Origin of the sequence: Aquimarina latercula DSM 2041 (genome assembly GCF_000430645.1) — a bacterium.
In the GTDB taxonomy this organism is placed as follows: Bacteria; Bacteroidota; Bacteroidia; order Flavobacteriales; family Flavobacteriaceae; genus Aquimarina; species Aquimarina latercula.
Genome location: NZ_KE387186.1, coordinates 64,374 through 77,594 on the forward strand (window position 1 = coordinate 64,374; position 13,221 = coordinate 77,594).

The window sequence follows — 13,221 nt, forward strand, 5'->3', positions numbered from 1 at the left end:
GTATATGCTTAAGCATACGTAATGTCGATTTTGATCAGTACGTAATCTTTTCTTAAAGCTAGTTTTATTCAATCTTCGTCCGAAATCATAATACTCGGAACAGATGAAGAAAATTACAGCAATGTGTATTTCTTTTTTTGCGTATGTATATACAAATGCGCAGGAAAAACTAGAAAGCACTATTGATCAAAACATTAATGAAGGTTTTAAGAATGCTACAGATTGGTTTGTAGATGGTATTTTTGCAGAAATACCAATTACTTCTCAAGTTGGAATTCCTTGGGTTTTGGTCGTTTTGTTAGTAGGAGCATCTTATTTTACAATCTATTTTAAAGGAATAAATTTTAAGAGTTTTTGGACTTCAATAAATATTGTTAGAGGTAAGTATGATGATCTAGAATCCTCTGCTCCATTGGAGGTGTCAGAATCAGTTTATACAAAAGAAGGCGATCAACCGGATACAATTAGGATAGAAGGTGAAATAGGCGAGGTTAGTCATTTTCAGGCTTTAACTGCAGCTTTATCAGCAACAGTTGGTTTAGGAAATGTGGCAGGTGTAGCGATTGCTTTATCTATTGGAGGAGCAGGAGCGACTTTTTGGATGATTTTAGTAGGTTTTTTGGGAATGGCATCCAAATTTGTTGAATGCACTTTAGGGGTAGCTTACAGAGAAATAGACGAAAATGGTACGGTGTATGGCGGTCCAATGTATTATCTAAGTAAAGGTTTAAAAGAAAAAGGACTTACTAATCTAGGAAAAATTTTAGCCATAATTTTTGCAATTATGTGTGTAGGTGGATCTTTTGGGGGAGGCAATATGTTCCAAGCTAATCAAGCTTTTAAATTATTCGAACATGTAACAGGCGCTGAAAATAGTTTTATCTATGGAAAAGGATGGTTGTTTGGATTAGTAATGGCTATTCTGGTCGGTATTGTTATTATTGGTGGTATAAAAAAGATCGCTAAGGTAACTGATAAAATAGTGCCTTCCATGGTTGTTTTGTATGTAGTAGCTGTAATAACCGTTATAGCTATTAATTATAGAGTAATACCAGATGCTATTTATGCTATTATAAATGGAGCTTTTAGTCCAGAAGGGATAACAGGTGGAATGATAGGAGTGATGATCCAGGGATTTCGAAGAGCTGCTTTTTCTAATGAAGCTGGAATAGGTTCAGCTTCTATCGCGCATTCTGCGGTAAAAACTAAATATGCAGCAAGTGAAGGGTTAGTTGCGTTATTGGAACCTTTTATAGATACTGTGGTAATTTGTACGATGACAGCTATTGTTCTCATAATTACAGGACAAATTGATGTAGGAACAGAAATCTCTGATGAGCAAGGAGTTTTACTTACTGCTAAAGCCTTAGAGAGTGGTATTTCTTGGTTTCCATATATATTAAGCTTTGCGGTTACCCTTTTTGCTTTTTCATCTATGATTTCTTGGTCTTATTATGGATATCAGGCCTGGTCTTATTTATTTGGTAGAGGAAAGTTCACTGGATATATCTATAAAAGTATATTTTGTATCTGCGTAATTATTGGTTCTGCAGCTAGTCTCACTGCAGTTACTGACTTTTCTGATGCAATGATTTTTTCTATGCTCGTTCCTAATATGATCGGTTTATTTTTGATGGCGCCAAGAGTGTCTAAAGAACTAAAAAAATATAAAAGAGCTATTTCAGAAAATAAATTGATTTAGAGCTCGTTATTTGCTTTTTTGGCATAAGATTTGATACCTATATAAGTGTATAGAATTTATCAAAATCTTGTGTGAGGACATTGGTTCAAAAGAACTAAAGATAGTACGGGAAAAGGATAAGAAAAACGCTCGAGCAAAACTCTGAGCGTTTTTTTATTTTATTTTTCTATTTTAGATATTATAAAAATCGCACCATGGAAAAATTATACGAATATTTTGAAATAGCCATTGATAAAGTTGTCTTTTTCGCTCCAAGAATTATTGGAGCTGCTTTGGTATTTTGGATAGGGTTCAAAATCATTAAAAAAGTACTTCAATTATTAGATAAGACCTTAGAAAAAACGGGTATTTCGGATACTATGCGCCCTTTCCTGCTTTCGATTATATCGGTAGTTCTAAAGATAGCTGTCATTTTTGCGATTGTTACAATTTTAGGAGTAGATTTATCAGGGTTATTAGCTATTCTCGCTGCAGTTGGATTTGCCATTGGGATGTCTTTGCAGGGAAGTTTAGGTAATTTTGCATCAGGAATCTTAATTATGTTTCTAAAACCATACGAAGCAGGAGATTGGATTCAGGTTGGTGATTCTTTTGGAAAGGTTCAGGAAATAGGTATTTTTAGCACTGTTGTAATAACTCCTGGAGATAAAGTTTTAATTATTCCTAATGCTAAAATAACCGATGATGTTGTTGCTAATTACTCTAAGAGAGGTGTAGTACGTTTAGAGATAGGTGTTACAATGCCGTATAATGAAGATTTTTCTAAGGTTAAGCGTGTAATCGAGAATGCCATAGCTCCAATTGATAAAATTTTAGATTCACCAAAAACAGAAATTGGAATTGAAAATTTTGATTCTCATAATATTTTGATAGCTGTAAGACCTTATGTAAAACCTGATGATTTTTGGGAGGTAACCTTTATAACTCATCAAGAGATTAAAAAAGCATTTAGTGAGCATGATATAAAAGTTGCTTATTCAGAAGGTGTAGAGTTAGGGAACATTGGAGTATAATGCTAGATATACTTTTATGTAATAAAAGATGTGAATGGCATTTTTTTTGCTGCTTTTATTTTAGTCAAAATTTTCAAGTATGAAATTTACTTCTATTAAGAATATATTGTTTTACATGTTTTTGTGTGCTATTACTTATTCGCATAGCCAAAATACTTTAAGGCTAAAAAAAGGGCAGGTTATAGATTCATTGACAGTACCTTCCAGTAACGGAGTTTACAGTATTTATTTGCCAACATCATTAGATTTAAACAAAGGTTGGCCAATACTTTTTGGGTTTGACAGTACAGGAAGGATGAATGAATTTACCAATGTATTTAAAAATTCAGCAGAGGAGTTTGGATACATAGTAGTGGTTTCTAACTATTCAGGAAAATTAAGTTCCGAAGAAAAATCCAATTATATTGCTCTTTTTATAAAACATATTGTTTCTCTTTTTCCAATTCAAAATGAAAGAATGTATGTTTTTGGAGTAGGAAAAGATGCACCCCTAAATACCTCATTACCTCTTTTATATAAACATTTCAGTGGCGCGATTGCTATTGGCGATAGTTATAACTATTATCAAAAAATAGGTAGAAATAAGAATTTCTCATATGTAGGAATGGTTGGGGATAAAAATTTTAGAACGCTTGATTTTATAGATATTGATAAGTATTTTAAAAGGAAAAAAATAAGTTCTGAAGTTTCCTTTTTTGATGGTAAAGATGAACTTCCATCTTCGGAGGTAATATCAAAAGCATTACCATATTTTACCTTGGATGCTATGGCTAAGGGAATGATACCAAAAGATTCTGTTTGGATTGCTAATAGATATAAGAGAGATAAAGAACTCGTTTCTTTACTGAAAAAAGAAGGTAAGTATATACGGGCATATGATGAGCTAACCCAAATTATGAATAGATATGATTCTTTTTTTAATGTAGATAGCCTTAAAGAAGAAAAAAAAGAAATCAAAAAAAATAATAGCTATAAGAAAGAAAAGAGACTTATAACTAGATATCAAAATCAAGAAATATTTTTAAGACAGTCATTGTTTTTTTCGTTAGAAGAAGATATCGAGCTTAATCAATATGATAATCTTGGCTGGTGGCAATATAAAATGGGTGAACTGGAAAAAAGACAGAAGGATGGAGACGCATATGCTACGAATATGGTAATTAGATTAAGAGGTTTTCTGAAAAATGTTTTGTCTGACTATAAAAAAGAACTGGTTAATAAAAACGAAGAAGACAGGAAAATATTTTTAAATATATTGAGTACGATAGTAGATAAAGATGATTTTGAATCATACAGAAATATTATTTCATTAAGCACGATTGATCAAGACGATGAAACAGCCCTTTTTTATTTAGAAAAAATGCTTCAACAAGGATATAAGGAAATAGAATCACTTTATAACATAGATGGGACTTTAGCTCTAAGGGTTTCAAAAGAATATAATGGTATTATCAAACAATATTTGGGGACTTCAAAGTATTTCAATTTTGACTAAAAAGTAAGTTATTGTGTGTTTTGACGATATTAAATAACACTTAATCGATATTTTGTTAATAACTTTTTTTTAGATTACGGTTTTGAAGTAAAAATTCATATATCTTTATAACACGTAAAATATGAACGGTGTGTATTGTAGAAATTAACATATCAAGAAATATGACGATATGGATTTGAAATTTTAATTTGGAATATACATTGGGATAAATTAAGTGTGAGGACATTAGTCTAAAGACCCCGAATCTAAAAACTAAAGAGAGTACGTAATTTGCCCCGTATGAAAAAGCGATCTTGAAAAAGATCGCTTTTCTTTTTTAACAGATTTTTTTAAAGAATAAAGGGGAGAATTACTGTATAAAATAAAACTTTAATCGATTTTTATTGATGAAAAAACCTTTGATAAATACATTTTTGTGTATTTCATCGATTTTTATTGTTTTTTATCGTTAAAAATTTTGTGTTAACAATTTTTTTACAATATATTTACATGTGCTTAAAAAATACTTCGGTGTATGGCCAGAATTAACATTTTAAATTGTATGACGATATGGATTTAAAATTTTAGTTTGGAATACATCAGGGCCTATTAGGTGTGAGGACATTAGTCTGAAAGACCCCAAATCTTGAAGCTAAAGAGAGTACGTAATTAGCCCTAAAATTGATGAAAGCGTTCCTTGATCGGAGCGCTTTTATGTTTTTAGTGTACTCCAGATCTATTTTGAAATTACCAAATGCGGTATGTTTTCTAAATTCCAATCAATTACAAGCCCACCTGCTAATGATCGAGCAATTTCTGCTCCGTATAAATGTTCACATAAATATAAGGCTGCCTCAAAACTTTTAGCTCCGCCGGCGGATGTGATATATTTTCCGTCATGTACAAATAATACCTCTTTTCTTATATCCAAATCAGGAAACATTTCTCGCATTTTGTCAATATCACTAGGAAACGTTGTAGAAACTACATTGTTCAATATTCCTGCTTTAGCTAATACGAAAGCACCATCACAATGTGAAGTTATGTAAGAAGCTGTTTGATTCACTTTTTTCACAAAATTTATCATTGCTTCATCTTCTAAATCTGTATCCAGATGATGCTCTGCACTTGGTACTACTAGAATATCAATTTTAGGTAAGACATCTTTTAAGTAGTTATAATCTGGGATTATTTTTACACCTTCAAAAGTAGTAATTGGTTCATCTGTATTGGCAACTGTAAAAACATTCATTTGTTTAATGTTTTTTCGATATTGAGTATGTTGAAAAATATCAAAAGGAGCAGTGAATTCGGTATTGTAAGTCCCATCCATCAATAAAAAAGCTGCATTATATCTGTTAGGTTCTAGTTTAGGGAAAGTTTTCTCTTTCTTTAATACCTTAACTTGTTCTTTGTTACTTAAAATAGATTTTTCTTGACAACTAATTATTATTGCTGATAGAAAAATGGCGTATAATATAGATCTCATAATTTATTTCTTAATTAGAATTTAATGCCTTTAAAGTATTTTCTTTATTGATTTTTTGTTTTACAATGAATAATAAAAGTATTCCTACTGCAGAAACTATAGTCATGAGTATCCAAGTGTTATTATAACCATACTGATTTATGAATTGCATTCCAGAATTATGTCCAAATATATGAGCAAAAGAAAAAGACATACTGTATAATCCCATATATGCACCTTGTCTACCTCTTTTAGATCTGTCTAAAGCAAAAGCATTTCCAAAAGGAAACGAAATCATCTCGCCAAGTGTTGCTATGATCATACCTATAATGACAATCCCAGTCCAAGGAGTTATTAATAACAATATAAAGCTGATCCCGGTTAGAAGAAACCCGTTCATTACATTTCTAATTTTAGATATTGAAGTGGATTCTAAATAGGCTATTAATGGCATTTCAAAAATAAAAATTAACACTCCATTCATAGCTAAGATTAATCCTATATTTCTTTCAGAAAGAAGGTGTACTTCCTTGTAATACAAGGGGATTGTAGAAAAATACTGGACAAAAATAAACCCGAAGAGTGTTAGTGCTACTAGAAAAATCATATAAACTCCATCACTATAAGCTGGGGTTGGATTATCTGCAATAATTTCTTTGTCAATTATTCTAGCTTTTTTAGGATGTAAGGTCTTAATCATAATTATTCCAGCAATAATGCAAGTGACTCCATCCACCCAGAACAATCCAGAATAACCAATTGTTGCAATCATAAAACCACCTAAAGCAGGAGCCATAGAAAACCCTAGGTTTATCGCTAATCTAATAAAAGTTAAAGATCTAGTTTTGTTTGCGGGTTTGCTATAGGCACTAAGTGCTACAAAAAAAGCAGGACGTGCAGCATCGGCAACCGCGATTAATACAAAAAAGCTGATACAGATACTCCAAAAACTAGTGAAATATTGAACAACAAAAAATGAGAGTCCTGTTAATAGTAAAGAACCTAAAATTACTTTATAATAACCAATGCTGTCGCTTAATTTTCCTCCAACCCAAGCACCTAAAAGAGAACCCAGTCCATAACTAGTCATTACCCAACCAATCTGGCCAAGAGAGAAGCATAGATTGTCGGATAGATACAAAGATAAAAAAGGTATTACCATTGCACCCATTCTATTAATTAAGGTAATAAGTGCTAACCACCAAACTTCTTTTGATAAGCCAGAAAAAGTATCGATATAATTTCTGAAAAGTTTTTTCAATGTATTGATGGTTGGTTTTCTGAAAACTGGTAAAAGTAACCTTTTGTCGAAAAACTAACAGCAATTTTAGAGAATATTAACTTGTTTATTGCTAATGCTTTGTACTTTTGCAAAAAAATAAGGGGACAGTGCATAAATTATCTTTTTTACTAATATTATTCTTTAGTCATATGATGGCTCAAGATTCTACGACCATTAAAAAAATATTAATATTTCAGGATGAACTTAATAAGGAGTTTGCATCCGAAGAAGAATCACCATTAACCCCAAAAGATTTTAAAGTATTTAAAGAGCTTGATTTTTTTGATATTGATACCACGTATAGTGTTACGGCAGAGTTTGTTCGAACCCCATATGAGACTCCGTTTATTATGAAAACTACAACGGATAGAGAACCTATTTATGTTAAGTTTGGAGAAGCTCATTTTACACTTCAAGAAAAAGAATGGACATTGAATATATATCAAAATCAAGGTTTAAAGACACAATCAGAATATGAAGATTATCTTTTTCTTCCTTTTACTGATCTAACCAATGGAGAAACTAGTTATGGAGGAGGGCGTTTTATAGATCTTAAGATACCAGAGGGAGATATAATTCTTATTGATTTTAATATGGCTTATAATCCATATTGTGCTTATAGTGCAAGATATTCTTGCCCAATTCCTCCAGAAGAAAATCATTTAGAGTTAGAAATACCTGTGGGAGTTAAGAAATATGATATACACGAAGTAAACAAATAAATAAAAAGCGCTCTGAATAAACAGAGCGCTTTTTGCATAAACAAACAAATATATTAAACTATAATATATTAAAATTTATAGATGGCTCCAAGAACAAAAGATGAAAGGCTTTTTGTTGCTTCTCCATCATTATCCGAAAAGAAATCTTCAGAAGTTGAATCTAATCTTAATTCAGGCTTAAGCGTTAGGTCACCAATATCATAACTTCCTGTAAGTGTCGCAGCAATTACGCTACCATCACCTTCGGCATCTAAACCTACTACATCAACTAAGCCTCCGTTGAATACAGAAAAGTATTCACCTCTTAATCCAATACTAAAATTATCAGTTGCTTTTACTTGCGGGTATAATGCTACGCCATAAAATCCAGATGCATCAGCATCTCCTTGATCTTCTGTAGTTAAATAAGTAGTGTTTACTCCTAAGTAAAATTTTTCTGAAAGATCCCAACCTGTAGTAAGATCCACTTGAAAAGTTGGTCCTACTAATCCTGGTTCACCTTCATTTCCATATCTAAAGTTTAAATATGCACTACCGTTATCAGCAGCATATCCAACTTGTGCTCCAAAAATATAGGTGTCAAAAGGGTTATTTTCTGTGTAATCTGTTGGATTCATAACTGCTACCATTGCAGACCAATTATCATTGATTGCAAAATCTGCTTTAAGTCCTGTATGAGAAAAAGGTCCATAAGAGAACATATACGATGTTGAATAGTTAAAGTTACCTGTAGGTGATATTACTTCGTAACCTAGAAACGTATTAAAATTTCCAAAAGTAAATTTAACTTTGTCAGATACATTCCAGTATGCATATAACTGGTTTACGATTTGAGAAGAACCATCTGAAAGAAATACAGCATCTTCACCTCTTGGGCCAAATACAAGATCAGCTACAAATCCTACTTTTTCCCCTTCATAGCCAAGTATTAGATTAGCCATTCCTAAAGCAAATCCAGATTGATTAGCAAAAGAAGTTGCTGGTGCTGTGGAGTTGTCATTTTGTGCCCCAAAATTATATCTAAAATATCCATCAACGGATCCATTAACCGAAAAGTTATCGAACCATTTTTTTTCTTCCTCTTCCTGTGCTACGGTGGTTAAACTAACTAGCGCAAGAGAAAAAAGGCATACTTTTTTGAAAAGTTTTGTTACGGTTTTTGTTTTCATAATAAACATTAATTGGTATTAATTTGTTTTTAATTGGAGCTGTAAAACTATGTTAAAACAATTTTACCCCAATAAAAAATAGGGGTTGAGTAGTTATTTTTACATATTTTCAATTTTATGCCCTTAAAAAATTAGACATTAATGTTTAATTCGTGATTTTTTAAGAATTTTGAAAGTGGGTTTTTAGAAAAAGAAGATAAAAAAGTGACTTTAAGGTCTATAATTTGTTAAATTATTTAAAAATAAAAGTTAAGAATATCACTTAAACAAAAAAGACCTACCAATAGGTAAGCCTTTTCAATATATGTATAAAAAAATTAGTTTAGAGCTTGATTACCATGTTCACCAGTTCGTATTCTGTAGGTGTTTTGTATTTCTGACACAAAAATCTTTCCATCTCCTACGTCTCCGGTTTTAGCTGCATTGATAATTGTTTCAACAGTTTTTTGTTCAAATTCATCAGAAACAACTATGGATAGATACCTACGCTGTATATCTGTAGTGCTATAGCTAATGCCTCGATATACGTGACCTTTTTGTTCATTACCTACGCCAGTAACATCCCAGTACGTAAAGAAGTTCACTTCTATTTCGTGCAATGCATCTCTAACTTCTTTAAATCTTGATTTACGAATGATCGCTTCTATTTTTTTCATTTATTCTTTATGGTGTTTAAGCGGATAAAAATCTTTATATCATTTTTGCTATCCACATTCCTAAAAATACTAAAAGAAATCCTATCACAAAAGTACCTATAGCATATAAACCAAAGTTTATAAAGTCACCAGATCTTAAAAGCATATGGTTTTCATAGGCAAAAGTGGAAAATGTTGTAAATCCTCCACAGAAACCTGTGGCGAGAAATAGAATGGTATTCTGAGATAAAACATTGTTTTTTAGAGCTAGTCCTAATATAATACCAATCAGAAAACTCCCCAGAATATTTGCTGTAAAAGTTCCATAAGGAATTCCAGTAGCTTCATTATTTAAGTATTTACTGATAAGAAACCTTGCTACACTACCTGTGCCTCCTCCTATAAATACAAGAAGTAATTGTTTCATTTAGTATAAGTATCTATTATTTTATCGGTATATAAATCTCTGTGATCCAAGCTGCCGGATTTGGTTGTAAGGTTGCATTGGACCTATAAACTTCAAAAGCAGAAGACTCTGGATTAGCTTCTAGTCCATTTTGATCTATATATTTATAGCCAGTCTCCCAAGCTTCTTTTAAGTTTATATAATCTCCATTTAAAGTTATCTTTACAACTCTTTGTTTAGGTAATGAGCTACATAAAATATTACTGTCAGAAGGCGTAATTACTTCTTCTCTAATAGGTACTCCCGTCGAATAAATAGCCGTTCCTTGAGCTTCATTATATTCATTATAAAGAGTAAAAGGCATACCAGTTTGCGGAAGTTTGTTCTGTTGCACATATGATACGACCGAAAGAATCATTTGCTCCGTTTTTTGAGAAATTTCCGCAATAGATGATGCAGTAGCCATATACATGTAAAAACCACCTTGGTGTTCTGTAACTCCATCAACATTGATAGAATATTCTTTCATTTTTTCTTTTGCGTACGAATCTAGTTTTTCTAGTCCTTCTTTGTACATAGGTCTTAAACTTTCAGACATAGTACTATCCTTTGTCATCCAAAATAATTTTTCCATAAAGCCTTGTTCTCCTTTGATTCCCCAAGTGACTTTAGTTTTATTACTTTCAAGTCTTTCAAAATTCCAATAAACGTCATTAGTAATTTCATCAACTACCGGAAGAACTATAGAGAGTTTTTGTTCGATACTAGAAAAAGGTGCAACTTTTACTGTCTTCATTTTTCCATCTTCCTGTGTTTCACTTTTCCAGCTATAAGAAGCTCCATTACCACTGGTCTGGTTTCCGTATCCTAAAATTAAATCATCAGAATTATCCATCCAAGGGTTCCATTTTTTCCATGTTTTGTATTCATTAACAGTGTTAAAAAGGAGTTCATCAGGTGCGTCAATTACTCTACTTTCTTCTAGCTGAAATTTACCATCAATCATAGCGACATAAGCACTACCACCAATAATTAAGATAAGTAGAAGAAAGAATAGATATTTTATGATTTTCATGTTAGTTAGTTTAGATCTTTTCAGAAGCTAATATAATCAATTTTTAAAATGGGTTTTAGTTTTAAGATTTCCAATAGGTTATGATGTTATTAGTTTTATGTCTTATTAAGATAGGACTTGGTAAGTATTTAAAAAAGTGATTTTTTTTATTTCGTTACATTTGCTGGAAACAATAAACATAAACAAATGAAACTTAATCGTATAATATTTTTTATGATAGTTAGTGCAATGCTAATTGCTTGTAAAAAGGATCCAAGTATACAGGATCAGATTAATCAAGAAGAAACAAAACAAGAAGTGAAAGAAGAAAAATTCGATCATCTTGTGGAGCAATTTTCAGATATTAAAGTGCTTAGATATCAAATTCCTGGATGGGAAAATCTTTCTCTTAAAGAACAAAAGTTAGTATATTATCTTACCCAAGCTGGTTTAAGTGGAAGAGATATTATGTGGGATCAAAATTATCGCCATAACCTAGCAATTAGAAAGTCTTTAGAAAAAGTGTATACCTCTTATGCAGGAGATAAAACTACTGATGATTGGAAGTTTTTTGAAACATATTTAAAGAGAGTATGGTTTTCTAATGGAATTCATCATCATTATAGTAATGATAAAATCAAGCCAGAATTTGATAAGGATTATTTAGTATCTCTTTTAGCAGAAACTAAGACTGAATTATCAGAAGATGCCACGAACGTAATTTTTAATGAGGATGACTCTAAAAAGGTAAATCAAGCAAAAGGAGTAGATAATGTAGCCTCATCAGCAGTTAATTTTTATGGGCCTGGTGTTACTAATAAGGATGTTACTTCTTTTTACGCTAATATGAAATCTCCAGATCCTAAAAAACCTTTATCATATGGTTTAAATTCTCAGCTAATTAAAGAAAATGGAGCATTAAAAGAAAGAGTATACAAATCTGGAGGTTTATATGGAGCTGCTATTGATGAGATCATCAAATGGTTAGAAAAGGCACAAGGAGTTGCGGAAAATAAAGCACAAGGAGATGCATTAGGATTATTGATAGCGTATTATAAAACTGGTGATTTACAGACATGGGATGATTATAATGTAGCATGGACTGCAGCTACCGAAGGTAATATTGATTATATCAATAGTTTTATCGAAGTATATAATGATCCATTGGGATATAGAGGTTCTTATGAAACAATAGTACAGATCAAAGACTTTGATATGTCTAAGAAAATGGCGGTTTTATCAGAAAATGCACAATGGTTTGAGGATAATTCTCCATTAATGGATGAGCACAAAAAAGATAGTGTAGTTGGAGTAACTTATAAAGTAGTTACAGTTGCTGGAGAAGCAGGTGATGCATCCCCAAGTACACCAATCGGAGTAAACCTTCCTAACGCTAATTGGATTAGAGCAGCAGTTGGATCTAAATCAGTTTCTTTAGGTAATATTATTAATGCCTATAATAATGCTGGTGGATCAGGTCGTCTTAAAGAGTTTGTTCACGATGATGAAGAATACGAATTAGAAGAGAAATATGGGCAATTGGGAGATAAATTGCATACAGCTTTACACGAAGTTGTCGGACATGCTTCTGGACAACTAAATCCTGGAGTTGGTGAGACTAAAGAGACGTTAAAGAATTACGCATCTACTATGGAAGAAGGGCGTGCCGATTTAGTAGGGTTATATTATTTAATGGATCCAAAATTACAAGAATTAGGATTGGTTGATGATTGGGAAAAAGTTGGAAAAGCAGCTTATGATGGTTATATAAGAAATGGATTAATGACACAGTTAATTCGCCTTAATTTAGGTGATGATGTAGAAGAAGCGCATATGCGTAATCGCCAATGGGTGAGTGCTTGGGCTTTTGAACAAGGAGAAAAAGATAATGTGATCGAAAAAGTGACTAGAGAAGGGAAAACATATTATAATATTAATGATTATACAAAGCTACGTGAAATTTTTGGTCGTCTTCTAAGAGAGACACAACGTATTAAATCCGAAGGTGATTTTAAGGCAGCTGAGGCATTAGTAGAAGGTTATGGAGTGAAGGTGGATCAAGATATTCATGCAGAAGTCCTAAAAAGGAACGAACAATTTACTTCTGCTCCTTATAGTGGTTTTGTAAATCCAGTATTAGTTCCTGAAATGAATGAGAATGGAGAAATTACTAAGATAAATGTAACACAACCGAAAGATTTTGTTACTCAAATGTTAGAATATAGTAAGACTTATGGTTTCTTGCCAGAGGTAAACTAGTAAGAAGATATTTTATTTATGTAAATCACCTTCTAAG

The 13,221-nt window shown here is 32.0% G+C and carries 11 protein-coding genes; 5 read left to right on the top strand and 6 right to left on the bottom strand.

The window, feature by feature from the left end; all coding sequences use genetic code 11:
- Positions 1–103: 103 nt before the first annotated feature.
- From H526_RS0124895 to H526_RS0124905, 3 genes are all read left to right on the top strand, one after another.
- Entirely contained in the window at positions 104–1,702 is a 1,599-nt protein-coding gene (locus tag H526_RS0124895) for an alanine/glycine:cation symporter family protein (protein WP_027395439.1), read from the top strand.
- A 194-nt stretch (positions 1,703–1,896) separates the two neighbouring features.
- Positions 1,897–2,715 (top strand): mechanosensitive ion channel family protein, encoded by an 819-nt coding sequence (locus H526_RS0124900; RefSeq protein ID WP_027395440.1) that lies wholly within the window; start codon positions 1,897–1,899, stop codon positions 2,713–2,715.
- A gap of 79 nt (positions 2,716–2,794) precedes the next feature.
- The gene (locus H526_RS0124905) at positions 2,795–4,210 is read left to right on the top strand and encodes a hypothetical protein (protein ID WP_027395441.1); all 1,416 of its coding nucleotides are present in this window, start codon (positions 2,795–2,797) and stop codon (positions 4,208–4,210) included.
- Positions 4,211–4,925: 715 nt separating this feature from the next.
- Here the strand turns inward: H526_RS0124905 and H526_RS0124910 are convergent.
- Together H526_RS0124910 and H526_RS0124915 are read right to left on the bottom strand one after the other, a co-directional pair.
- A complete protein-coding gene (locus tag H526_RS0124910) occupies positions 4,926–5,678 on the bottom strand; it encodes a DJ-1/PfpI family protein (RefSeq protein WP_027395442.1) in 753 nt (250 codons plus the stop codon).
- A 10-nt stretch (positions 5,679–5,688) separates the two neighbouring features.
- On the bottom strand, positions 5,689–6,918 hold the full coding sequence (locus H526_RS0124915) for an MFS transporter (protein WP_027395443.1): 1,230 nt from the start codon (positions 6,916–6,918) through the stop codon (positions 5,689–5,691).
- A 128-nt stretch (positions 6,919–7,046) separates the two neighbouring features.
- Between H526_RS0124915 and H526_RS0124920 the strand changes: the two genes are divergently transcribed.
- Entirely contained in the window at positions 7,047–7,661 is a 615-nt protein-coding gene (locus tag H526_RS0124920) for a DUF1684 domain-containing protein (RefSeq protein WP_027395444.1), read from the top strand.
- Between the two features lie 68 nt (positions 7,662–7,729).
- Here H526_RS0124920 and H526_RS0124925 read toward each other — a convergent pair whose 3' ends face one another.
- From H526_RS0124925 to H526_RS0124940, 4 genes are all read right to left on the bottom strand, one after another.
- Positions 7,730–8,830 (bottom strand): porin, encoded by a 1,101-nt coding sequence (locus H526_RS0124925; protein WP_027395445.1) that lies wholly within the window; start codon positions 8,828–8,830, stop codon positions 7,730–7,732.
- Positions 8,831–9,147: 317 nt separating this feature from the next.
- Positions 9,148–9,486, bottom strand: coding sequence for a P-II family nitrogen regulator (locus H526_RS0124930; protein WP_027395446.1), 339 nt, complete (start codon positions 9,484–9,486; stop codon positions 9,148–9,150).
- 34 nt (positions 9,487–9,520) lie between these two features.
- Complete coding sequence (crcB, locus tag H526_RS0124935; RefSeq protein ID WP_027395447.1) at positions 9,521–9,892, bottom strand: fluoride efflux transporter CrcB; 372 nt, start codon at positions 9,890–9,892, stop codon at positions 9,521–9,523.
- Positions 9,893–9,908: 16 nt separating this feature from the next.
- A complete protein-coding gene (locus tag H526_RS0124940; RefSeq protein ID WP_027395448.1) occupies positions 9,909–10,946 on the bottom strand; it encodes an SRPBCC family protein in 1,038 nt (345 codons plus the stop codon).
- Between the two features lie 186 nt (positions 10,947–11,132).
- Here H526_RS0124940 and H526_RS0124945 point away from each other — a divergent pair, with 186 nt between their 5' ends.
- A complete protein-coding gene (locus H526_RS0124945) occupies positions 11,133–13,184 on the top strand; it encodes a dipeptidyl-peptidase 3 family protein (protein ID WP_027395449.1) in 2,052 nt (683 codons plus the stop codon).
- Positions 13,185–13,221 lie beyond the last annotated feature (37 nt).